The 21,994-nt window shown below is 62.8% G+C and carries 17 protein-coding genes and 1 tRNA gene; 13 read left to right on the top strand and 5 right to left on the bottom strand.

The features are described 5' to 3' along the window. Nucleotides 1-14 precede the first annotated feature (14 nt). Nucleotides 15-1,676 carry a nitrite/sulfite reductase gene (locus GO999_RS04815; RefSeq protein WP_016724154.1) on the bottom strand — a complete coding sequence of 554 codons (1,662 nt, stop codon included), beginning with the start codon at nucleotides 1,674-1,676 and terminating at the stop codon, nucleotides 15-17. Nucleotides 1,677-1,809: 133 nt separating this feature from the next. Then, nucleotides 1,810-2,583: a sulfite exporter TauE/SafE family protein gene (locus GO999_RS04810; RefSeq protein ID WP_028853517.1), complete on the bottom strand. Its 774-nt coding sequence runs from the start codon at nucleotides 2,581-2,583 to the stop codon at nucleotides 1,810-1,812. Nucleotides 2,584-2,739: 156 nt separating this feature from the next. On the opposite strand from GO999_RS04810, the gene GO999_RS04805 reads away from it, so the two are divergent. The 7 genes from GO999_RS04805 (at nucleotide 2,740) to GO999_RS04775 (ending at nucleotide 9,433) form a co-directional block, all read left to right on the top strand. After that, nucleotides 2,740-3,681 (top strand): CysB family HTH-type transcriptional regulator, encoded by a 942-nt coding sequence (locus GO999_RS04805; RefSeq protein ID WP_003272256.1) that lies wholly within the window; start codon nucleotides 2,740-2,742, stop codon nucleotides 3,679-3,681. 43 nt (nucleotides 3,682-3,724) lie between these two features. Next, the gene (locus GO999_RS04800; RefSeq protein ID WP_011002347.1) at nucleotides 3,725-4,894 is read left to right on the top strand and encodes an ABC transporter substrate-binding protein; all 1,170 of its coding nucleotides are present in this window, start codon (nucleotides 3,725-3,727) and stop codon (nucleotides 4,892-4,894) included. A gap of 13 nt (nucleotides 4,895-4,907) precedes the next feature. Further along, entirely contained in the window at nucleotides 4,908-5,804 is an 897-nt protein-coding gene (locus GO999_RS04795) for an NAD(P)-dependent oxidoreductase (protein ID WP_211906610.1), read from the top strand. A gap of 74 nt (nucleotides 5,805-5,878) precedes the next feature. Beyond that, a tRNA-Leu gene (locus tag GO999_RS04790) sits at nucleotides 5,879-5,963 on the top strand. Nucleotides 5,964-6,561: 598 nt separating this feature from the next. Beyond that, nucleotides 6,562-7,452 carry a sce7726 family protein gene (locus tag GO999_RS04785; RefSeq protein WP_211906609.1) on the top strand — a complete coding sequence of 297 codons (891 nt, stop codon included), beginning with the start codon at nucleotides 6,562-6,564 and terminating at the stop codon, nucleotides 7,450-7,452. A gap of 9 nt (nucleotides 7,453-7,461) precedes the next feature. Beyond that, nucleotides 7,462-8,400, top strand: a complete 939-nt coding sequence (locus GO999_RS04780; RefSeq protein WP_211906608.1) for a sce7725 family protein — start codon at nucleotides 7,462-7,464, stop codon at nucleotides 8,398-8,400. Nucleotides 8,401-8,563: 163 nt separating this feature from the next. After that, the gene (locus GO999_RS04775; RefSeq protein ID WP_247561446.1) at nucleotides 8,564-9,433 is read left to right on the top strand and encodes an RES family NAD+ phosphorylase; all 870 of its coding nucleotides are present in this window, start codon (nucleotides 8,564-8,566) and stop codon (nucleotides 9,431-9,433) included. A 26-nt stretch (nucleotides 9,434-9,459) separates the two neighbouring features. Here the strand turns inward: GO999_RS04775 and GO999_RS04770 are convergent, their stop codons facing one another. After that, complete coding sequence (locus tag GO999_RS04770; protein ID WP_211906606.1) at nucleotides 9,460-10,131, bottom strand: hypothetical protein; 672 nt, start codon at nucleotides 10,129-10,131, stop codon at nucleotides 9,460-9,462. Nucleotides 10,132-11,022: 891 nt separating this feature from the next. Between GO999_RS04770 and tssI the strand changes: the two genes are divergently transcribed. From tssI to GO999_RS04740, 6 genes are all read left to right on the top strand, one after another. Further along, nucleotides 11,023-13,884 carry a type VI secretion system Vgr family protein gene (tssI, locus tag GO999_RS04765; RefSeq protein ID WP_211906605.1) on the top strand — a complete coding sequence of 954 codons (2,862 nt, stop codon included), beginning with the start codon at nucleotides 11,023-11,025 and terminating at the stop codon, nucleotides 13,882-13,884. A gap of 10 nt (nucleotides 13,885-13,894) precedes the next feature. After that, complete coding sequence (locus GO999_RS04760; protein ID WP_211906604.1) at nucleotides 13,895-15,901, top strand: Tle5 family T6SS lipase effector; 2,007 nt, start codon at nucleotides 13,895-13,897, stop codon at nucleotides 15,899-15,901. Nucleotides 15,902-15,904: 3 nt separating this feature from the next. Further along, nucleotides 15,905-17,212: an SEL1-like repeat protein gene (locus GO999_RS04755; protein ID WP_197369602.1), complete on the top strand. Its 1,308-nt coding sequence runs from the start codon at nucleotides 15,905-15,907 to the stop codon at nucleotides 17,210-17,212. Between the two features lie 21 nt (nucleotides 17,213-17,233). Further along, a complete protein-coding gene (locus GO999_RS04750; protein WP_058907760.1) occupies nucleotides 17,234-17,524 on the top strand; it encodes a PAAR domain-containing protein in 291 nt (96 codons plus the stop codon). 36 nt (nucleotides 17,525-17,560) lie between these two features. Next, on the top strand, nucleotides 17,561-18,208 hold the full coding sequence (locus GO999_RS04745) for a hypothetical protein (RefSeq protein ID WP_071653990.1): 648 nt from the start codon (nucleotides 17,561-17,563) through the stop codon (nucleotides 18,206-18,208). A gap of 446 nt (nucleotides 18,209-18,654) precedes the next feature. Next, a complete protein-coding gene (locus tag GO999_RS04740; protein ID WP_197369601.1) occupies nucleotides 18,655-18,993 on the top strand; it encodes a DUF1484 domain-containing protein in 339 nt (112 codons plus the stop codon). Nucleotides 18,994-19,014: 21 nt separating this feature from the next. On the opposite strand, the gene GO999_RS04735 is transcribed toward GO999_RS04740, so the two are convergent. Both GO999_RS04735 and GO999_RS04730 read right to left on the bottom strand, forming a co-directional pair. Next, entirely contained in the window at nucleotides 19,015-20,094 is a 1,080-nt protein-coding gene (locus tag GO999_RS04735) for a phage portal protein (RefSeq protein WP_211906603.1), read from the bottom strand. Beyond that, nucleotides 20,091-21,872, bottom strand: coding sequence for a terminase ATPase subunit family protein (locus GO999_RS04730; RefSeq protein WP_211906602.1), 1,782 nt, complete (start codon nucleotides 21,870-21,872; stop codon nucleotides 20,091-20,093). Before GO999_RS04730 ends, GO999_RS04735 begins: the two co-directional genes overlap by 4 nt. Nucleotides 21,873-21,994 lie beyond the last annotated feature (122 nt).

Genomic DNA, 21,994 nt, shown 5'->3' with positions numbered 1-21,994 from the left:
TCGTTCCCTCGGGCTCAGGCAGCTTCACGGGCATAGACGCGTTCCTTGAACGGGGTCATGCCGATGCGGTTGTAGGTTTCGATGAAGCGCTCGTCTTCGATCCGGTTGGCGACGAAGGTGTCGATGATGCGCTCGATCACGTCGGGCATCTCCTCGGCCTTGAACGACGGGCCGATCACCTTGCCGAGCGCCGAATCGTTGCCCTGCGCGCCGCCCAGCGACACCTGGTACCACTCCTCGTCGGCCTTGTCGACACCCAGGATGCCGATGTTGCCGACGTGGTGGTGGCCGCACGAATTGATGCAGCCCGAGATGTTGAGCGAGATCTCGCCCAGGTCGTGCACGTAGTCCAGATTGTCGAAACGCGCCTGGATGGCCTGCGCGATGGGAATCGACTTGGCGTTCGCCAGCGAGCAGAAGTCGCCGCCCGGGCAGGCGATGATGTCGGTCAGCAGGCCGATGTTGGCGGTGGCCATGCCGTGTTCCTTGGCCAGCTGCCACAGCGCGAACAAGTCGTGCTTCTTCACGTCCGGCAGGATCAGGTTCTGCTCGTGCGCCACGCGCAGCTCGCCGAAGCCGAAGCGCTCGGACCAGTCGGCCACCAGCGCCATCTGCTCGGCGGTGGCGTCCCCCGGAGGCAGGGCCACGCCCGGCTTGAGCGACAGCGTCACCGCCGCATAGCCCGGCACGCGGTGCGGATGCACATTGCGGCTGACCCAGCGCGCGAACGCCTTGTTCTCGAGCAGCGCCTTCTCGTAGGCGGCGTCGGTGTCGGCCAGCTTTTCATACGCGGGCGGTGCGAAGTCCTTCGCCACGCGGTCGAACTCGGCCTGCGGGATGGTCGACGGGCCGTCCTTGATGTGCTGCCATTCCTCTTCCACCTGGCGGGCGAATTCTTCCGCACCGATGGCCTTCACCAGGATCTTGATGCGCGCCTTGTACTTGTTGTCGCGGCGGCCATAGCGGTTGTACACGCGGATGGCCGCTTCGATGTACGACAGCATGTGCTGCCACGGCAGATCTTCCTTGATGATCGCGCCCAGGATCGGGGTACGGCCCATGCCGCCGCCGGCCAGGACACGCAGCAGCGTCTGGCCGTCCTTTTCATAGGCGTACACGCCGATGTCGTGCAGTTGCGTCACCGCGCGGTCTTCGCGCGTGGCCGAGACGGCGATCTTGAACTTGCGCGGCAGGAAGGCGAACTCGGGAATGAAGGTCGACCACTGGCGCAGGATCTCGGCCAGCGGACGCGGGTCGACGAACTCATCCGGCGCCACGCCGGCAAACTGGTCGGTCGTGATGTTGCGGATGCAGTTGCCCGACGTCTGGATGGCGTGCATTTCCACCGAAGCCAGCTTGCCCAGGATGTCCGGCACGTCTTCGAGCTTGATCCAGTTGTACTGGATGTTCTGGCGCGTGCTGAAGTGGCCATAGCCGCGATCGTGTTCGGCGGCGATGTGGCTGAGCATGCGCAGTTGCTTGGCACGCAGGTGGCCATATGGAATGGCCACGCGCAGCATGTAAGCGTGGCGCTGCATGTACAGGCCGTTCTGCAGGCGCAGCGGCAGGAATTCCTCTTCCGTCAGCTCGCCCGAGATGCGGCGGCGCACCTGGTCGCGGAACTGCGCGACGCGGTCGGCGACGAGGCGATGATCGTAGGCGTCGTATTGGTACATGACTGGTCAGTCCGATCCGGCTTGCGCCGGCATGCGATTCAAATGGGGGAAAGGTTCGTTGCCTTGCTGCTGGTGCCGGCTCAGCCGCCACAGCAGCGGCGGCCAAGCAGGGTCGGCGTGGCGTGGCGCGCCATCACGACACCAGCTTGATGGCCGTAACCGTCAGCGTGGCGGCGAGCGCGCCGCGCACCAGACGTTCCGGCAGATTCTTGGACAGCCGCGCGCCCAGCCAGATGCCGGGAATCGACCCCACCAGCAGCGAGGCCAGCAGGTTCCAGTCGATCGTGCCCAGGTACATGTGGCCCAGGCCCGCCACGGCGGTCAGCGGCACCGCATAGGCGATGTCGGTGCCGGCCACTTCGGCCGACTTCAATTCAGGATACAGGATGAGGATCAGCGTCGCGCCCACGGCGCCCGCGCCGATGGAGGACACCGTCACCAGCACGCCCAGCGCCGAACCGATCATGACCGTGGCGATAGCCAGGGCCGAGCCCTGCAAGCGGTAGCGCGGATTGCGGGCCAGCCAGCCCAGCACGCGCTGGCGGAACAGCACCGAGACCACGGTCAGGATGACCGACACGCCGATCGTCACGCGGATGATGTGCATCCACCGCACATCCAGGTTGCCCGCCATCTTCAGCACGGCAACCGTCACCAGCGCGGCCGGCACGCTGCCCAGGCACAGGAGCTTGACGATGTCCCAGCGCACGTGGCCATGATTGCGGTGGGCGATGGTGCCCACGCTCTTGGTCAGCGACGCGAACGCCAGGTCTGTGCCCACCGCGGTCGCCGGCGAGAAACCGAACATCAGCGTCAGCAGCGGCGTCATCAGCGAACCGCCGCCGACGCCCGTCAGACCGACCAGCAGGCCGACCAGCAGACCGGAAAGCGTATAGGCAAGCGTCATGGGCGCGTGGGACAGTTATGGCGTGTTATCACGAAGTTCGAGCATCGTAATGAAGCGGGCTCATATCCCAAACCAATAAAAAATTGTTTGTTTATATGGCTTCGGTTATAAGTAGCGGCTAGATCGCTCGTGCCAGTTCCTTATTGACCGCGCATTATGAACCTGCACCAATTTCGCTTCGTGCGTGAAGCCGTGCGGCAGAAATTCAATCTGACCGAGGCGGCGAAAGCGCTCTATACATCACAACCCGGTGTCTCCAAGGCCATCATCGAGCTGGAGGAAGAACTGGGTGTCGATATCTTCACCCGGCATGGCAAGCGCATCCGGGGGCTCACCGAGCCCGGGCGGCGCATCCTGGCATCGGTCGAGCGCGTGTTGCAGGAGGTGGACACGCTCAAGCGCGTCGGCAAAGACTACGCCGCGCAGGACCAGGGCAATTTCACCATCGCCACCACGCACACGCAGGCGCGCTATGCACTGCCCAAGGCGATCGCCGAATTCACGCGCCGGTATCCGAAGGTGCGCCTGTCGATCCAGCAGGGCACGCCCGCGCAGATCGCCGAGATGGTCCTGCACGACCGCGCCGACATCGCCATCGCCACAGAAGGGCTGTCGCAGATCAAGGACCTGATCTCCATCCCCGGCTACCAGTGGCAGCACGTGGTGGTGACGCCGGCCGACCACCCGCTGCTGTCGCGCCAACACCTGACGCTGGAAGACCTGAAGAACTATCCGATCATCACCTACGACCAGCACTTCGCCGGGCGCCCCAAGATCGACCACGCCTTCGAGCTGCGCCAGCTCAAGCCCGACATCGTGCTGGAGGCCATCGACGCGGACGTCATCAAGACCTACGTGGAGGTCGGGCTGGGCATCGGCATCGTGGCCGGCGTGGCGTTCGACCCGGAGCGCGACCGCAACCTGCGCGCGATCCCGGCCGGCCACCTGTTCGGCACCAACGTCACCCACCTGGGGATCAAGCAGGGGGCCTACCTGCGCGGCTTCGTCTACACCTTCATCGAACTGTTCGCGCCGGCGCTCACGCGCAAGCTGCTCGAGCAGCTGCTGGCGGGCGAGCACGAAGCGTACGAACTGTGAGCGCGCCGCCCGCACCGGTTTCCCACCCGCTCCCGGAGACCCCATGACGACCCGACGACGCCTGCTGCACGGCCTGGCGCTACTGGCCAGCGCCGCCGCCATCGCCCTGCCCGCCCGCGCCGACCTGCGCATTGGCGTGGTGCTGTCGACCACCGGCCCCGCCGCCGCCATCGGCATCCCGACCCGGAACACCGTGCAGATGTGGCCGACGACGCTGGGCGGCCAGCGCGCACAGGTCATCGTGCTGGACGACGCCTCCGACCCCGCGCAAGCGGTGCGCAACGTGCGCCGGCTGATCGCCGAGGACCATGTCGATGCGATTGTCGGTCCGACCATCGCGCCGACCGCGCTGGCCTCGCTCGATGCGGTGACCGAAGGGCAGACGCCGATGATCGCACTGGCGGCCTCGGCCTCCATCGTCGAGCCGCAGGACACCAAGCGGCACTGGGCCTTCAAGATGCCGCAGAACGACTCGCACATGGCCACGCTGGTCACGCAGCACATGGCCGACAGCGGCGTGCGCACGGTCGGCTTCATCGGCTTTGCCGACGCCTACGGCGAGAGCTGGTGGCGCGAGTTCTCGAAGCTGGCCGAAGTGCGCGGGCTGCAGGTGGTCGGCAGCGAGCGCTTCGCCCGCACCGACGCCAGCGTCACGGGCCAGATCCTCAAGCTGATGGCCGCCCGGCCCGATGCCATCCTGATCGCCGGCGCCGGCACGCCGGCCGCGCTGCCGCAGCGCACCCTGGTCGAGCGCGGCTACAAGGGCCGCCTCTACCAGACCCACGGCATCGCCAGCACCGAATTCCTGAAGGTGGGCGGCAAGGACGTGGAGGGCACGCTGTTTCCCACCGGGCCGGTGGTGGTCGCGCGCGAATTGCCGGCCAGCCACCCGGTGAGGCAGGTCGCCGTCGCGTTCGTCGAGCGCTATGAGGCCCGGTACGGCCCGAACACCGTCACCCAGTTCGCCGGCGATGCCTGGGGCGCATGGCAACTGCTCGACAACGCCGCCGAGCGCGCCCTGAAGACCCGGGCGCAGCCCGGCACGCCCGCCTTCCGCGCCGCCCTGCGCGATGCGCTGGAAACCACGCACGGCCTGACCGTGCCCAACGGCGTGCTGAACCTGAATGCCCGCGATCACCAGGGCTTCGACCAGCGCTCGCGCGTGATGGGCATCATCCGGGACGGACGCTTCGCCTACGCGGGCCCACGCTGACGGGAGACTTGCCATGACACGCATCGCCTTCATCGGCCTCGGCAACATGGGGTCGCCGATGGTCCAACATCTCATCGCGGCCGGCCATGCCGTGCGCGCCTACGTGCGCCGTCCCGAAGCCGCCGAGCACGCCCGTGCCCTGGGCGCCGAGCCATGCGCCTCCCCCGCCGACGCCGCGCGCGACGCCGAAGCCATCTTCACCAACGTCACCTCCACGGCCGACGTGGAGGCCGTGCTGCTGGGGCCGGACGGCGTCATCCACGGCGCGCCCCGTGGCAAACCCGGCGGCGCGGTATGCATCGACCACAGCACGATCTCCGCGGTGGCCACGCGCCGCATTGCGGCCGAACTGGAAGCGGCCGGGCTCGACTTCCTGGACGCCCCGGTGTCAGGCGGCACCCTGGGCGCGCAGAAGGCCACGCTGTCGATCATGGTCGGCGGCAAGGCCGAAGTGCTCGAGCGTGCGCGCCCCCTGCTGCAGCTGCTGGGCACCACCATCACGCACATCGGCGGCCACGGCGCGGGCCAGGTCGCCAAGGCATGCAACCAGATCGTGCAGGTGATCAACATCCAGGGCATCGCCGAGGCCATGCTGTTCGCGCGCGCCCAGGGCACCGATCCGTCGCGCGTGCTGGCGGCCATCGGCCCGGGCTTCGCGGGCAGCTGCATGCTGGACATGATGGGACCGAAGATGGCCGAGCGGAACTTCGCCGCCGGCATCGAGGCCCGCCTGCACGACAAGGACTTCGGCCTGGTGCGCGACATCGCCCGCGAGCTCGGCCTGAAAATGCCGGCGATGGAGCTGGTGGCTTCGCAGCTCGATGCGCTCGTCGACAGCGGATGGGGCTACGACGATACGTCGTCGCTGCTGCGCGTGCTGGAAGCACAAAACGGCCGGGCGCCGTCCTGACCCGCGGGCCGGAAGGCAGCCGCCTTGTCCGGGGCGCCGCGTTTCTGGCATAATTGCCGGCTCATTCGCACCCTGCCCGGGTGGTGAAACAGGTAGACGCAGGGGACTCAAAATCCCCCGCCGCAAGGCGTGTCGGTTCGAGTCCGACCCCGGGCACCACAAATATACCGCAAAGCCAAGCCCATGCTTGGCTTTGTTCGTTTTTGGCGTAAATCTGGCGTAACCAAGGGGCGCAAGGCCTCTGCTGGCCATTTGCGCGAGGGCGAGACAAGCGAGCGCCAACCCTGCTACGTACCGCGCTTTTTCGGGAAGCCATCGGGAAAGGGTAATCTTGGTAACGTGCGCCTCCAAAGCAGCTGCAAACCGTTGTGGCATCAGGCTTTGCGGCGATCAGGCGTGGGGTAATTTTTGGGTAACCAACAGGTAACGACATTACCAATTCATGCGGTCACCTCCCGCACAAAAAAATCCTTAAGAATCAATGGTTTATAGGAGAATTACCTTCTCAGTTACCGGAGATTACCCCGTTGGGGTAATGCAAAAATTCCTTTGCAAACAAGGGCTTAGGGCGCATTTTTCGGCGGCGTTACTGAGGTTACCTTTTTCCGACGCGCATTCCGGCGGTACCGGGCCGGCTGCGCTATCATTGCTAGCACGCCCCGACACTGTATGCATACACAGTGCCACAGGGTTCGACGGAAAGAAATGCCCCGGGCCAACAGCAACTTGGTGATGCGGCATCCGGGGGCGGAAAAATATGCTACTAGACGCAACACTACTTTCGGCACTGTCGCGCTTGTTCTCTGCCGGGGTATTTCGCGAACTGGCAGGCAAAGGGCGCTCGCCTCTCTTTGCGGAATTGCTCGCCCAGACGGGCCTTTTGGGCAGCAAGAGAACATCCAAGGAAACTGTGGCGTCAGCCTTTGACGCTGCATTCGCCTGTCTGAGAAAAGCCGGTACCCGCGATGAGTATGTGTACCGTGCCGCGCTAACTCGCAACATTTTGCTGGGGCGGCACTCACTGAATACAGCGAGTCTGCTCACAGAATTTCGAGTGGGTCCGTGCAAAGCCGATCTCGCGATTCTGAACGGTACGAGCACCGTCTACGAAATTAAGTCGGATCGTGACTCGTTGGCTCGCCTGGCCAACCAACTTGCAAACTATCAAAGGGTCTTCGCGAAGGTGTACGTGATCGCTGGAGATGCGCATGTTGACGAGATCATGGGCACCACGCCGGAAGAAGTTGGCGTTCTTACTCTTGCTCGCTGGGATCGCATTCGTACTGTGCGCGATGCCGTAGAGCGCCCAGAACTGATCTGCCCGATCACGATTTTCGAGTCGTTGCGGTCGAATGAGGCACGGGCGATTTTGAGAAACCTAGATGTAGAGGTTCCTGACATCCCCAATACGATGCTCTGGGCAGCAATGCGGGATCAATTTGGTAAGCTCGCTCCGGCGGACGTACATCAACAAATGGTCTGCGTATTGAAGCAAACTCGTAGCTTGGCATCCCTGACTCCATTGGTCGAACGGTTGCCTTTGTCGCTACAACCGGCAGCCTTGGCGATACAGGTGCGCCGAGCCGATCATGAGCGTCTGATTGAGGCTGTACATACACCACTCCACGAAGCGATGTCTTGGGCATAACGAAGACCAATGTACTACCCATACTTTCGAGGGAAGCAATTCGAGCTGGTGACGATTCGGGAAACGGCAGACCTTCTCGCCCAATCCAATTTCGTGCCAATCATTGAACCGGTGAAAGAGACCCTGAGCGGGCTAGAGCGCACGCTGAAAGTCATCTGCGACGCAAAGGGGACAGCGATCGTCATCGTGAATCCAGACTACGGTGATCACGCCGAGGGTGGCGGAGACATTTCGAAGCTACTCAATAACGGCTTCTCCAGTGCAACCAATATTGCGGCGGGCATCCTGCTCAAGAAGGGCATGAGTGTTGACGACGCGATGCAATACCACGAGCAGCACAATAAGCACCATCCTGTTTTCATCCATGCGGGCTTTGCTGAACCCAAGGCATTGGCTGAGAAATTTGGAGACGGTCTAAAGACCACGCCGCAGGTGTTCGTGGAGAAACACTGTGGGGGGAAGCTATATTGGCGGCACTTCAAAGGCTGCAGGCGCATTCTGCTGCGTGATGGTTTTGAGAAGTGCAAGAACGCGGACTATCGGGAGGTTGACAGATTTTCGGAGCTTCACGCCACCTTTGCAGAGGAAGGCATGGACGGCTTCGGAGATTTTTCGATCGTGGGGGACACCTATAGTGAAGGAGGCGGCCCGGCATATGCGGTAGCTATCCATCTGACCTATATCGATCCCGACCAGGATGACGTGATGTTCATCTATCACTTCATCTCGACGACAAACAACACACCGACTGATCCGGCGGGTAAGTTCGGTCAGGCGCTCGCAAAGCTAATCGGCAAGCTTGACTCGGGCAAGTCGAAGCTGTTTGAGGGTGAGGCCATCGCGGAATTTCGAGATCTTCACGCTAAGCAACATTTCCCCGGGCTTGGGTACGTGAAGAAGCTCTCGATGAAGCATCACCTCGAAACATTGGCCAACTTCCTTACCTGAAGACACAGCTATGGCACCGCGATGTTGCGCAGATTGCTTTGGTGATCGAGGGCTCCGCAACAACATCATTCCTTCGCTGAGTCCAGCTCGCGGAGCCTGTAGCTTCTGTGGGGCAGACGATACGGATGTTGTAGAGCCGGCGCAGCTTGCCGATGTCTTCGGAATGCTGGCGAGTGTCTATGCGCCTAGCGCGGAGGGGCGTGCCTTAGTCGAATGGTTTCAAGCCGACTGGCAGCTCTTTTCTAACCCGCACTTGGGTGCCGCCGGTGCTACCGAGCTTCTTGGGCAAATTCTGGGAGACGAAGAGATCGTCAAGCAGCAATTCTTGCCCTCTGCAGCGAATACGAGTGCAGGCCTTGCACAATGGGAAACGCTGAAGGACGAGCTTCTGCACAAGAATCGCTACTTCCTGGACGAATCGCTCGATACGGACAGATTGAGGGAGCTTCTTGGCCACCTTCTCGCTGATGGCCTGCCGGCCGCTTGGTACAGGGCGAGGATCATGGCTAGCGATACGCCGTATCCAATTGACGAAATGGGGGCACCGCCCAAGCACTTTGCCACTCACGGCAGAGCCAACCCTGCTGGAATTCCATACCTTTATTTGGGATCGGGTCCCGAAACAGCGGTTGCTGAAATCCGCCCTCACACAGGTGAAATGGCTTGCGTAGCGGAATTTCGTATAACAGGCTCACTAGCCGCCATCGATCTACGCAACCCGCGCCAGCTCGTGTCTCCGTTTGTTCTGGCAGACGCTGGTGCAATTGGGCAACTAAGAGCCGACATTCCGTTCCTAGAGCGACTCGGCGAGGAGCTCACCCGCCCCGTACTCCCCAGGAGTGCCGCGATTGACTACATCCCAAGCCAGTATCTCTGCGAGTTCATAAAGAAGAGCGGCTACGATGGTGTTGTGTATCGAAGCTCTGTCAGTAGTGGCATGAACCTAGCATTGTTTGATCCGGATAAGGCTGCGGCGGGAGCTGTAACGCAGTACAGCGTCAGCCGCGTGTCTGTCGATGTCGTACCGGCGTAACGACGATAGATATTGCGCTCACGACTTCACTGCGGCGATTGCATCTCGGAATTCGATGCTGGCGCGACAGCCCCTGCAAGAGACTTAGCACTTGCCTCAAGTTGCCGCATCATTTTCAGATTGCGCAGGGCTTGCTTCTGTCGTCGCTCTTCCATGTCCGCTCGATGCTGCTGCAGGTCAGCCTCAAGATTTGCGTTTTCCTCTGCTGGCCTCCATTCCGGCACCTTCTCTCTGCGCCGAGTTTCACTGGCTAGTTCAAGTGCCCGCAGCCCGACCACCGTGCACCTGTACTCAACCTCCGCAACATAGTCAAGCGGGTCCCCGTGTTGGGTTTCGTCTGACATTCTTTGGTGCACGGCCTTGATCCACCCCTCGAACTCGCGCAGGTCTACCTCGGTGGCGTGGTCAATGGTTTTCCACTCCATACCATCGGGAAACGCGAATTTAGGGAGGTCGATGCCCTCAGTCGGTTCGTAAGAGCAACGATGCGTAGCTTCGTCCGCTGAGACGCTGGCGTCGTACATCATTGTCTGGCACGCGGCAGCGTACGTTTGAAGGCTGAGTGCGGCCGTCAGCGCAGTGGACCGGGCTGACCGCTCCTTCTCGCGCCGACGGCCGACCGATCCAATGACTCCGGTCGTTATAGATGCCACCACGCTGGACCCCGCCACCAGTTTGAACCATTCCCATGTATCCATCGCTCCCCCTATCGGTACAAACAGAATGTCTTGGGCGTTGCATTCAAATGTGTGCGTTTAATCCCACCGACTTGAAGTCCAGGAAGCGCCCAAACCGTGCCTTGGCGCACCGAGTATCCTTTATCAGTTCAAAGTAAATCGTTCCATTTGCGCAGCACCCTGTCACCAGTTTGCCCCATCGCACGTTATCCAGCGCGACAGACTACACCCGTGCATAAGCCGGGTGCATAAATCTGCATACATCTGGCACCTATCAAGTCTTCCCGCCGCGCCTTGCCGCGGGCCATTTTGGGGCATCTATGCACCTGCATAAAAACTACTCGGTGAAGCGCGCAGGTGAGGCGGGGTCCCAACCGCGCGCCGGGTGCAGGCGTCGCCCGACGGCCTGCCTCGGGGCGGCAAACGCCCCACTAAGCGGCGTAGATGCCTCACGACAGCCTGCAACGCGAGTTGTATGGGGGGTAAGCGTGCCTCGGGGATGGAGCGAACAGCAGCCCGCTACGGGCCGCTCGGAGAGGCGGTAGGCATCGCGTACATGGACGCCCTCCGATTGGCGGGGCGATGTGCTACATGAACGGCCGCAAGCAAGTCGCCTCGGCCACCCATGGCTGAACCTTCCCGCCGAGCCGCGAGCAAGGCCGAACTACGCTCCCGAAGCCGATTCAAATTCAGAAAATTAAATATCTGAATTAAACATAATTGATATTTATGGTTTGGTAATAAAGCGCAAGCCAATTGCCTACCAATACCGCCCCTCTTAAAATCACCGATTTCCCTGCGGCTTGGACGTCGCATCGCCGATGCGTCGCGGCCGAGAGCGTGGCCGGATGTCAGACAGGCGACTCGTCTCCACAAACTCACGCCGCCAAAGCAGCCGGACACATACAGAGCATGAGCATCACGGAAATCGTCAGCGCGATCCGTTCGGGCGCGCTTCAGGCTGACCGCCTGGTCAAGCTGGATACCCCGCTGGGCGCCGACAATCTCCTGCCGCAGCGGGTCTATGGCTACTCCCGCATTGGTCGCAACTACGAATTCCGGATCGATGCGATTCATGTTTCGGCCACGTTCAAGCATCGCGACCTGATGGCGCAGCCGGTCACGCTCTGGATACAGCAGACCGACCGCACCTATGCGCCGCATCACGGCTATGTCCACGCCGTGCACAAAATCGGCTCGGACGGCGGCGTGCAGGCGGTACAGCTCACCGTGTCGTCATGGCTGCATTTCCTGCGCTATCGCCACGATGCGCGCAACTGGCAGGACAAGACCGTCGAGCAGATCCTCACCGACGTGTTCAACCAGCATCCGCGTGCCCGCGGCGCGTTCCGCTTCGTCTTGCGCGATCCGTTGCCGGTCCGCTCCTTTGTCCAGCAGTACGAGGACGACTGGAATTTCGCGCACCGGCTGATGGAAGAGGAAGGGCTGTTCTTCTATTTCGAGCAGGCGGAAGACGGCAAGTCGCACACGATGGTGATCGTGGACAGCGTGGAGGCCCTGCCTGCTGCCGCTCCGGCCCAGGTGCCGTTCTGCCGCAGTGGCGTCGGCGACGAGATCGACGGCTTCACGCACTGGGAAGAAGCTGGCGAACTCCATAGCACACAGCTGACCACGCGCACCTTCGATTACAAGCACCCCGCCTCGGCGGCGTGGCCCAAGGGCACCGCCGTGCCAGTCACCGGACAAGGTGGCCTGCCGTGGGAGGCCGAGGTGTACGAATACACCGGCGCCTATACCTTTGGTGAGAGGGAGCGGGGCGATCGCCAATCGCGAATTCGCGTCGAGCAGTGGGAGTCCGCTGCCCAGCGTCTGCGCGGTTCGGGCGGCATGCGGCGTGCCGATGCCGGGCGCTCGATTGAATTGGTGGACCACCCTGAACGCCAGGCGGGCGGGCGCGCCGAAGACTGGCAGTTCGTCATGATCGAGACGGTCTGGGGGATCGAGAATAACCTGCCCGTGTCGTGTGCAACGCGGCAGATGGCGCGTAGCCTGAAGACCGACATCGAAGCCCTGCGTGCCGCGCACGGAGGCGATGCCGATGCTCTGGCAGTGCGCCATGCCGACGGCGGCACCGGTTTCTTTGTCGTCCAGATCGAAGCGCAGCGCCGGGCGCTGCCATATCGCAGCCCGTTCGAGCATCACAAGCCAGTGATGCAGATCGAGACCGCGACCGTGGTCGCGGGAGAGAACGAGCTGGTCCGCACCGATGCACTGAACCGGATCAAGGTGCGCTTCCACTGGGACCGGCTCAACGGCGACGACAGCCGTGCCAGTTGCTGGGTCCGGACGGCATTTGCGGATGCCGGCGGTGGCAGGGGCGCAGTGCACGTGCCGCGCCCCGGCGAAGAGGTGCTCATTGGCTGGCTTGGGGGCGACTGTGACCGGCCAGTCGCGATCGGCCGCGTGTTCAACGGCGCCAACCGTCCACAGTGGCACACCAACGGAATTCTGTCGGGCCTGCAGTCGCGCGAGTACGGCGGCAAGGGCTACAACATGCTGGCGATGGACGACGCGACCGGCCAGCCCCGCGTGCAGCTCGCCAGCAGCAGCACCGGCGCCCACCTGCACCTGGGCTACCTGATCGACCAGAACGGCAACATGCGCGGCGCGTTCCTCGGCAATGGGTTCGACCTGAAGTCGCAAGCTTACGGTGCGGTGCGTGGCGGGCTCGGTCTGTACTTCTCCACCCACCCGGTGACGTTGCAGCCGCTCGATGCGCGTCCGGCCAGCAACCAGCTGGCGACCGCCGCGCGGGTCATGGACGCACTATCCGAGGCCAGCTCCGCGCATCAGGCTGACAGTCTCACGCAAGGGCACGATGCCCTCAAATCCTTTGCTGACGGGACCGAGCACAGCATCACAGGCATGTCGCTCGACGGAGCCGCCGGGGGCGGGCTTACGGCGGGTGGTGGCACCGGCCAGGCCAACGCTTTCAGCCAGCCGATCATGCTGCTGGCCAGCCCCGCGGGCATCGGCTTGTCCACCCAGCAATCGACGCATATCGCCAGCGATGCGCACACCAACTTCGTCAGCGGCCAGAACACGCATATTGCGGCGGGCCACTCGCTGATCGCCAGCGTGGCCGAGAAAATCAGCCTGTTCGTGCAGAACGCCGGGATGAAGCTGTTCGCGGGCAAGGGCAAGATCCAGCTCCAGGCGCACGCCGACGATGTGGAAGTCTCCGCGCACAAGGCGGTGCGGCTCGCTTCAGTGACCGACAGCATCCAAGTGGTCGCCAAGAAGGAAATTCTGCTCACGGCGGGCGGCGCTTACATCCGCATCGCGGACGGCAAGATTGAGGTACACGCACCCGGCATGCTCGACTTCAAGGGCTCGGATCACGCGTTCGGTGGGCCAGCGCAGATGAACGCCGATCACCCGGCGTTTCCGAAGAACATGCCCACCACGCCGCTTGCGCTCAGCACGGCTGCCTCACCGGCTTCCACCTCGTCCTTGCCGGCCGGCATGCCTTACACGCTGCTCGCTGACGGCGCGGTCATCAAGCAAGGCGTGCTGGACGCGAGTGGGCAGCTTCCGATCGACCACTTTCCAGCCACACAGCAATACCGCCTGCAGCTCGCCAATGGCGTCACGCACGACATCCCGGTGCCCGCCGAATATCACAGCGCGGCCAACGGCGAGTTGGCGAACCAGGGGTTCCATTTCCACGAAAGCAACGAAACCGGCGCGGCAGACCGGGCCACGCACAGGCAGGCTTACCACGACGTGCTGAACCCTGACACGAACGCTTGAGAACCGGGACATGGCAACAAAACCCATCGTCACCCCGCTGGCACTCAACTGCACCCGCAGCGCCACAATCACGCTGCCGTGGTTCGTGCAACATACCGAATACGACTCCGCACAAGCGACGTTTCGCCCGCTGGTGAACGGCGAGGAGGCGTTTGGCGCGGTCTATGACGCGATTGCTGCCGCCAAGCACAGCGTCGACATCATCTGCTGGGGCTTCCAGCCGTCCATGTACTTCAAGCGGGGCAGCAACGCCCAAGGTACGCTACCGATTGGCGATCTGCTTGAGGCCATGGGCAAGCAAGGCGTCAAGGTGCGGTTGCTGGTGTGGAGCGATAGCTTGCACCTAGCGCAGTTCTCCGAGAACATGACGCCCGGCAACAACGTCGCCTCGTACCGGTCGGACACGCGGAATTCAGCGCAGCGCGAAGTCGATCAGCTCTGGTACTGGCGTGCCAATTTGAACAACGTCACCAAGGGTTCGGCGGCGAAGTGGTTGATGCCGGGCGGCGCCATGCAGGAGATTGCCAAAGCCATCCGCAATCACGCGCTGCGCGACAAGGCCCTGACCAACGTGGAATTCGCCACGCGCGATTTCGACCTCGGTGAGCGCGCAGAGATCGCCTGGCGCACCTGGACGCAGGGCAAGGATACCGGGCGCAGCACGTTCACCAAGGACGCCAATGCCGCCGCGATGGCGGGCGAGCCGTCCCATCATCAGAAGATGGTGCTGGTCGACTACGAGATGCCGGAGCGGGCCGTGGGGTTTGTGATGGGGCACAACACGCTCGACGCGTACTGGGACCGTGACGATCATGGTTACACGCGCATGCATCCGCAGATGGGGCGCAACGATCATCACCCGCGCCAGGATATGTCGAGCCGGGTTACCGGCCCCATCCTCCAATACCTGAACCGGAACTTCTGCCAAGCATGGAGTGACGCGACGGGGCAACAGCTGGAGGCAGGGAGGGCGGCGATCGCAAGCCAGCTCAAGCTGCGTCGCGACTTCGACACGCCGGTCATGGCGCAGATCCTGCGAACGCAATCGCAGCACGGCAAGCGTGACATCGAGGCGATGTACCTGCAGGCGGTGAACAACACGACGAACTTCGTCTACATCGAGAACCAGTATTTCCGGTTCCCGCCGCTGGCCGACAAGATCAAGGAGGCGGCCAAGGTCCAGTTTGGTGCTGGGCGCGACCAGGGCAAGCATGGTCCGCTGCACCTGTTCGTGGTGACCAACTCGAACGACGATGGGATCGGCCTGGGAACGGTCAATACGTACCGGATGCTGGAAGCGCTGGGGCGGGCCGATACCCTGCCCGGCGTCGCCACATTGGAGCGGGAAGACGCACGCCAAGCCTCATTGGGCAAGCAGCGCGCGCAAGCGATCGATCAGCAGAATCAGGCCAATCAGGTCATTGAAGACGCGAACGCGTTTCTCAAGACCGAGGACACGGCGTCCACGCGGCAATGGCTGGCAGACGCGCAGCAGAAGCTCAAGCGCGCCACGGCCAAGCGGGCCGAGCTGGAGGCGGAGATGAAGAAGACGCTGCCGAAGACCATCCAGTCCGTGAAGATCGACGGACTGGAAGTGCACATTTGCACGCTGGTTGCCCCGGACTCGCCGCCGAACAATTGGGACTACGTGTATGTGCACGCGAAACTGATGATCGTGGATGATGTGTTCATGACACTGGGCTCGGCCAACATCAACACGCGCAGCATGCAGGTCGACAGCGAATTGAACATCTGCCATGAGCATTCGGGGGTGACGCAGCCGCTCAGAAAGCGGCTCTGGGGAATCCACACGCGGCCCAGTCCTTCGGAGCGCGCTGCTGGCAACGCTCAAAATCCCATGTATGTGGCGGCTGCGAGTGACGATGCTGCTGAAGCGTTCAAGGGATGGGGACAAATCATCAAGCAGAATGCCGATAACCAAGGCAAAAACCGTGCGCCCTGCGCCTCCCTGGTCGGCTTCATGCGTACTTCGAACAAACGCAGCTACCTGGACTGACCGATGAACAAATGCATTCTGATTGTTGCGCTCGCGCTTCTCACTGGCGCCTGCACGAAAGAGGAGAACCCGTTGGCTTCGTTACCCAACATGAGCGCCGTGCGCGCCAATCTTGCCTTCACCTGCGTTCATGAGGCCGATCACCTGCCGCCGCTCGATCCCGAGGTAGACCAACTCTTCCAGTATGGGCGCTATTTGCAGAAGAAGGAGGGGCCGAAGAATTTCAACGAAGTCGCCCGCTATTACCGGATCGCAACAGCGCATGGGCACTACAAGGCGAACAGTAACTTGCAAGGGCTCGTCTCGCAGGGAATCGCGGAGTCGCCGGACGCGCCCAAGGAAACGATTGACCTGGCCGCGCAACTGGTGAACCAGGGCATCCCCGGCGGCTACTACGATATTGGGCACTACCTCGAACTCGGGTACGGTTTGAAGCAAGACGCCGAAATGGCGCTGCGCTACATCCGCAAGGCCGCCGACCTGGGCAATCCCGATGCCCAATACTACGTCGGCAAACTGCTTGCTCCAATTGGTAACGCGCCCGAGATTGCCCGTCAGATGCGCCAGTGCGCGGCGGATCAAGGCCATGGCGAGGCTGCCGTTGAATTGGGTATCGATTTAAAGTCGGACAAGCTTTACTCCGAGGCCGCCAAGGCTTTCCAGCAGGCTGCGGCGGCAGGCGAGACACAAGGGGCATTTGCCTTGCAGCTGGGGTTTTCGTGGGAGCGGGAAGACACCCATCTTAGCGATATCGGCGTAGCAAAGGATCCCGAGCGTTCACGTCGCTACAAGCTGATCGGCGACTTCATCGACAGAAATGCCGGCCGCAATCCCAAGGTCGCCGACATCGACAAGATCGTCCCGCTCCCCCCCGCGAAGCTGCCCCCTTGGGACGGCACCTTCCAATGGGAAAAAAACCAGGCCGCCGCCGTCCCGCCGCAGAAGCCGTCCGACGAACTCATCGAGCGCCTGAGCAAAGCCAAGCATCTCGATCCGGCTACCGGTCTGCCGTTGGCCAAGTCCGAGCAGGTCGCGCAGACTGAAACAGAACCCACGCCCCAACCCACACGTCTGCCGCTCGGTACGATTGCCCGTACTGGAGAGTCTTGTCCGCAGGACGGCGTCTGGTGCGTGAGCCTTGCCAAAGGTGTGGTGGCCGATGCGGAGCGCAGTTTCCTCAAGGGCATGGAGTTGCCGATGCTCACCGTCTACCAGCCGCGCAAATTCGCTTGGATGGACGACTGGTTAGGTGTGCGTCGGCAGACGGTGCAGGCAACGTGGAAGCTGGTCGGCTATCTCGATGAGGCGTGACGCAACGGAGACCGCAAACCGATGAAGCGCTATGTAATTCTGTCCGGCGACAAGACGACAGCCGGTGGCACGGTGCAGGCTACGGCCACGACACTGCACTTGAACAGCGTCCACGTCGCGCACGAGAACGACGACATCGCGTGCCCGGCTTGCCATTCGACCGGCAAGATCCAGTGCAGCGGCGCACCGCGCTTGCCGATGAACGGCCCGGACGGGCGCCGGGTCGCGCTGCACGACGATCTGTGTATTTGCGGGTGCCAGCCGCCGCCGCGGCTTGTGGCTTCCCAAACCGTCATGGGCGCGGGCAGTTGAGGGTTGCCACGTTTCCATTGAGCAAGGACCTATCCGGTGTTTGGTGATCTTCCGCATCTCAACGCTCCGCAGGGATTTTTTACCGCTCCGCTGACGTTCACTCATGGAAGATTTGACCAGTATGGGCACTTTCACCCGATCGTCGAGGCTTGCGGTGCAGTGCGATGCCATCTTTCGCCTGTCGATGCGTTGATCGAAGTCGTGCAGATGATGCAGATCGGCATGGAGTGCCAGGTGGTGCCGGCGGCAGTGGTGGACCACAGCCATTTCAAGGATGCACATGGCAGCGGATACCGCGCTGATATGCATCTGGGCTGGCCTGCCTGCAATGGCAAGCTGATGCTGCGGTTCACCGGGCGTCTGGCCACCTATTCCAGAGCGCTGACGAGTCATCAAGCAGCAGAACCATCGCCGCCGCGTTTACAGGCCGATGAAGGCAGCCTCGCGGAGTTTTCCCGCCTGCGCGAATTGGCCGGGCTGTTCGCGTGGCCCGAAACGATCTCGCAGGTAATGCAGTGGGACCCCGAGCGATTGACCGGAGTGGTCCGGCGGGCCCTCGACACAATCGACATCGGGCACGGGGATGCATCGCAAGTCAACCAGATCGCCATGTTCGATCCTGAGTTCGAGCAGTGGCATTTCGTGGCATTGAATCTGGCCGAACCAAACTATCCGGTTTCATAGCGTCTTGTCGAGCAGGGTCCGCTGGGGCCAATTCGGAAACCCATGGCGCGCGCATTTCCCCGAGCGCTTGACACGCCCGCGCACATCCCCAAGAATTGACCCGTCACCAAAACAGCGGTGACCGGGCGTCGAAACCCGATCAAAGTGAGGTGGACGCCCGCCGATAGGCGGCTTTTTTACGTCCATATGCCTTCGCGCGCCCTTCTCTTTTACGGCGGGCCGGGCGGGGCAGCCCTCGGGCTGGCCGGTGGCCTCCTTTGCCGGTTTTCGACCCCCGCTGTCTGGCCCGCCACCCCTCACGTCGAAATGAGCGGCGGGCCTCCCACCCAAAAAGGAGCCCGCAATGCCCAACACCCCGGCTTGCATCGAGCAAGCCCCCTTGTCGCAATTCCCCGTCCCCTCCCTTGCATTGCAGGATGTCGTCATCGGCAGGACGGAGGTGTGGCGTGCATAAGCCCATCCAGCCTCCGCAGGTACTCGCCCTGACACAGTTGTGCGAGCTGGTGCAACGATTGAGGCCGGAACCCGCGCATGGCAACAAGCGCACCGTGCCCGCCAGCGCGGCGACGCTGCGCCAGTTGGAGGCGACCGGCACTTTGATCTACATGACGACGGAGGAGGCGTGCGCACAACTGCTGAACGTCTGCAACGGCCTGGTCGGTATTCTGCAATTGCTGGATGTGTGGGGCGAGCGCTCGACGGAATGCCGTTGTCTGTACAGCCTGCTGGCGCCGCTCAAGCGTGAACTGGATGGCGCCGTGCAAGACGTGCAAGCCATGCTTTGACGGACGCACACCGCCGGCCGGCTACGGCACATCCGCCTGGCCGGCCGGACCCAGCACATACGGCGCGAACCGCACCACCTCCTCCCCCATCCAGTCGTTGACCGCCAGCAGGCGGTCCTGCAGCGGCTTCACCTCGTTGCGCGCGAACACCAACGCCGCCTTCTCCACATCGCCGAAGCCACCGTTGTTGTTCGGGATGATGCCCATCAACTGCGGCGGCACGCGATGCGCGGCGAGCTGGTCGTCACGGGTGACGTTCTTGATGTTCCAGAATTCATCCTTCGCCGCCACCTCGGACACCGGCAACAGCTGAATCCCATCCTTCTTGCCGTTGGGCGCGTACATGAACAGGTTGCGGAAATTCCCCGGCCCCTTGGCCCGCTTCATCGCCTCGCGCAGCGTGTCGACGTCCTCCTGCTTCTGCGCCGCGTCGGTCATGTAGAGGATGAAGCCCGCGTGACTACCATTCTTGTAGTACCGGCGCCGGAACAGCGTGGCCGATTCGTTGAGCCACGTGGCGTTGAGTGCGGACAGGTATTCCGGTAGGCCGTACACCTCCTGATTGATGTCCGGTTCCTGCAGGTGGAACACCGAACCGGCCGCGAAGGTGTACGGCTGCTGCCAGTTCTGCACGAAAAAATAGGTGCTCAGGTCGATGCCGCGCCGCACATACTTGGCAAGCGGTGCTTCCAGTCGCATAGGCTGGCGCAGCACGTTGTCGCGGCGTTCAAGGTAGGCGTTGCCGAACACCTGCCAGTCCAGCACCAGGCGCTCAAACGTCGCGCGCGACAACAGCGGGTGCGGAATGAACGTGCTGACCAGAATATTGCGCTTCACGTACACAGCTGAGCTGTGATGTGCGGCGGCTCGGAACGAGCGCGCCAGGCCATCCCACGGCAGCGGCGGTTCATACCACTGCCCCATGCGCATGCACTCCACGTAATCCAGCAGTTCGCGCCGATCCAGCACTTCGACCGGATCGCCGAAGGAGAACACTTCGGCTTGCGCGCCTCGGTCGGCGTGGCGCTCGGCCGGCGCCGCGGCCTCATGCACGTGGGCGAATGCCGTGCGCGCGGCGCGGCGGGTCTTGTTGTGACTCATGACAGCTCCAGAATGCTGGTGTTGGTGGCGGTCGCGCCTTCGAGCGGTTCATGCGAAAGCGCGTGCATGCAGGCCCACGCCAAGTCGGCATGGCTGGTGTCCTCCGAGCGGCCGGCCTGATAGGTGACGCGGCCGCCGGCGGCGGTGACGGTTTTCTTGATGGATAGGAAGGATGCGGCGAAATCGGTCCAGCCGGCGTCGAACTCCAATCGACCTTTGGCGATCACGTCGTGCGCCTTGAGTACCAGACGTGTCTTCACATCGACGGAGTAGGTAAAGCCTTCGGCATCCGGGCGGAACTTGCTGACGAGCTGATACACCGCGTCGCCAATACCAGTGCGGTCGATGCCGATGTAGGCCACCGTGTAACGCTCGGTGACGCGGCGGATCGCGGCGGCCTGCTCTTCGTAGTCGATGCCGCGGAACTGGTGTTTTTCCAGCACGCGGAACTTGCCGCCGGCCACCAGCGGGGGCGCGACCACCACCAGCGCGGCGCTGTCCCCGCCCCCGCCGTTTGGGTCGTAGCCGACCCACACCGGCCGATTGCCGAACGGACGCGGAAAGAACGGACGGAAGTCTGTCCACACCTCCCAACTGTCCACCATGCCGCGCATCAGCATGGAGAGCGGAAACACCGATGCGGTGTCATCGATGAAGGCGCACATGAGCAGGTTGGCGAATTCCGGCTCGCTGTACTCCAGGCGGAGCTGATCGAGGTCGAACAGGTTGCAGCCGCCGCGCAGCGCGTCCTCTACCGTCACGATCTGGCGCCACTGCCCGTCCGCGCAGCGCAGGCCATCGCGCAGCGCGGTGTGGCTGATGTCGATCTTGACCTGTGCGTCCTTCGCCTTGCCCCGGTTGAGCAGCGCGCCGGACCAGAACGGATACGCTTCATGGGCCAGGCTGGAGGGCGTGGACAAGTAGGTTTGCCGCCAATGCTTGTGGATCGCCATCCCGGAGGCAACCTTGCGCAGCTCCTGGAACTGCGGCACCCAGAAATACTCGTCGAAGTACAGGTTGCCGTGATAGCTCTGCGCGGTGCGGGCGTTTGTCCCGAGGAAGTACAGCGTGGCGCCATTGGGCAACACCATCGGATCGCCCTTCAGCTCGACCCCGGCCGCGTCCTTGGCGAACTGGACGATGTATTGCTTGAACACATACGCTTGCGCCTTGCTGGCCGATAGAAAAATCTGGTTGCGGCCCGTGGTCAGTGCGTCGATGAACGCCTCGCGCGCGAAGTACCACGTGGCGCCGATCTGCCGCGACTTCAGCAGGTTGCGGATGCGCTCGACCTGCCCCGCCTCGTACCAGACTCGCTGGTAATCGAACATCGCGTCGTGGAACGCGTCCACGAGTTGCTTGTGCTGGTCCTCGCTGACAGCGTTGCGCTCGGGCTGGCGGCGCGCTCCCTTGTTGCGGTTCGCCACCTTCGGGTTCAGGTCGGCCTCGTTGCCTGACGCCTCATACCGGCGCACGCGCGCCAGGCGCTCCATCTGCCGGCCGAGCAGGTCGATCTCCTTGTAGTCCCGCCCTTCCTTCGTGTCCTTGGCGATCAGCCGCGCCATCCGCTCTTCGATGCTGGACGCGACACGCTCCACCGCATCCGTCGCGTCCCACCCATCGCGCCGCTTCCAGCTGTGCACCGTAACGGCCTTGACGCCCAGCATTTCGGCGATGCGGGCGACGCGGTAGCCCTGCCAATACAGCGTGCGCGCAATGCGGCGCGGGTCCTTTTCGGGATCGATGGAGAGCGAGGCAAGCGGAGGCAGCGTGGTCATGCCGCCACGCTACCGATCGTGCGCGCGCGTGCCACGCGGCGCCTGTTGTGGCGCGGGTCCTCACAACATCGCTGCGTTGCCCGCACGGTGGCCGCCGCCGAAGATGGCACCACCACCACTCA

Origin of the sequence: Ralstonia nicotianae (assembly GCF_018243235.1) — a bacterium.
GTDB classification, from domain to species: Bacteria; Pseudomonadota; Gammaproteobacteria; order Burkholderiales; family Burkholderiaceae; genus Ralstonia; species Ralstonia nicotianae.
This window is presented reverse-complemented; position numbering and strand designations above follow the sequence as displayed.

Excerpts from the sequence above, each read along its gene's own strand:
- GO999_RS04815 (WP_016724154.1), bottom strand. The coding sequence starts at position 1,676 with ATGTACCAATACGACGCCTACGATCATCGCCTCGTCGCCGACCGCGTC.
- GO999_RS04810 (WP_028853517.1), bottom strand. The coding sequence starts at position 2,583 with ATGACGCTTGCCTATACGCTTTCCGGTCTGCTGGTCGGCCTGCTGGTC.
- GO999_RS04805 (WP_003272256.1), top strand. The coding sequence starts at position 2,740 with ATGAACCTGCACCAATTTCGCTTCGTGCGTGAAGCCGTGCGGCAGAAA.
- GO999_RS04800 (WP_011002347.1), top strand. The coding sequence starts at position 3,725 with ATGACGACCCGACGACGCCTGCTGCACGGCCTGGCGCTACTGGCCAGC.
- GO999_RS04795 (WP_211906610.1), top strand. The coding sequence starts at position 4,908 with ATGACACGCATCGCCTTCATCGGCCTCGGCAACATGGGGTCGCCGATG.
- GO999_RS04785 (WP_211906609.1), top strand. The coding sequence starts at position 6,562 with ATGCTACTAGACGCAACACTACTTTCGGCACTGTCGCGCTTGTTCTCT.
- GO999_RS04780 (WP_211906608.1), top strand. The coding sequence starts at position 7,462 with ATGTACTACCCATACTTTCGAGGGAAGCAATTCGAGCTGGTGACGATT.
- GO999_RS04775 (WP_247561446.1), top strand. The coding sequence starts at position 8,564 with ATGCTGGCGAGTGTCTATGCGCCTAGCGCGGAGGGGCGTGCCTTAGTC.
- GO999_RS04770 (WP_211906606.1), bottom strand. The coding sequence starts at position 10,131 with ATGGATACATGGGAATGGTTCAAACTGGTGGCGGGGTCCAGCGTGGTG.
- tssI (WP_211906605.1), top strand. The coding sequence starts at position 11,023 with ATGAGCATCACGGAAATCGTCAGCGCGATCCGTTCGGGCGCGCTTCAG.
- GO999_RS04760 (WP_211906604.1), top strand. The coding sequence starts at position 13,895 with ATGGCAACAAAACCCATCGTCACCCCGCTGGCACTCAACTGCACCCGC.
- GO999_RS04755 (WP_197369602.1), top strand. The coding sequence starts at position 15,905 with ATGAACAAATGCATTCTGATTGTTGCGCTCGCGCTTCTCACTGGCGCC.
- GO999_RS04750 (WP_058907760.1), top strand. The coding sequence starts at position 17,234 with ATGAAGCGCTATGTAATTCTGTCCGGCGACAAGACGACAGCCGGTGGC.
- GO999_RS04735 (WP_211906603.1), bottom strand. The coding sequence starts at position 20,094 with ATGAGTCACAACAAGACCCGCCGCGCCGCGCGCACGGCATTCGCCCAC.
- GO999_RS04730 (WP_211906602.1), bottom strand. The coding sequence starts at position 21,872 with ATGACCACGCTGCCTCCGCTTGCCTCGCTCTCCATCGATCCCGAAAAG.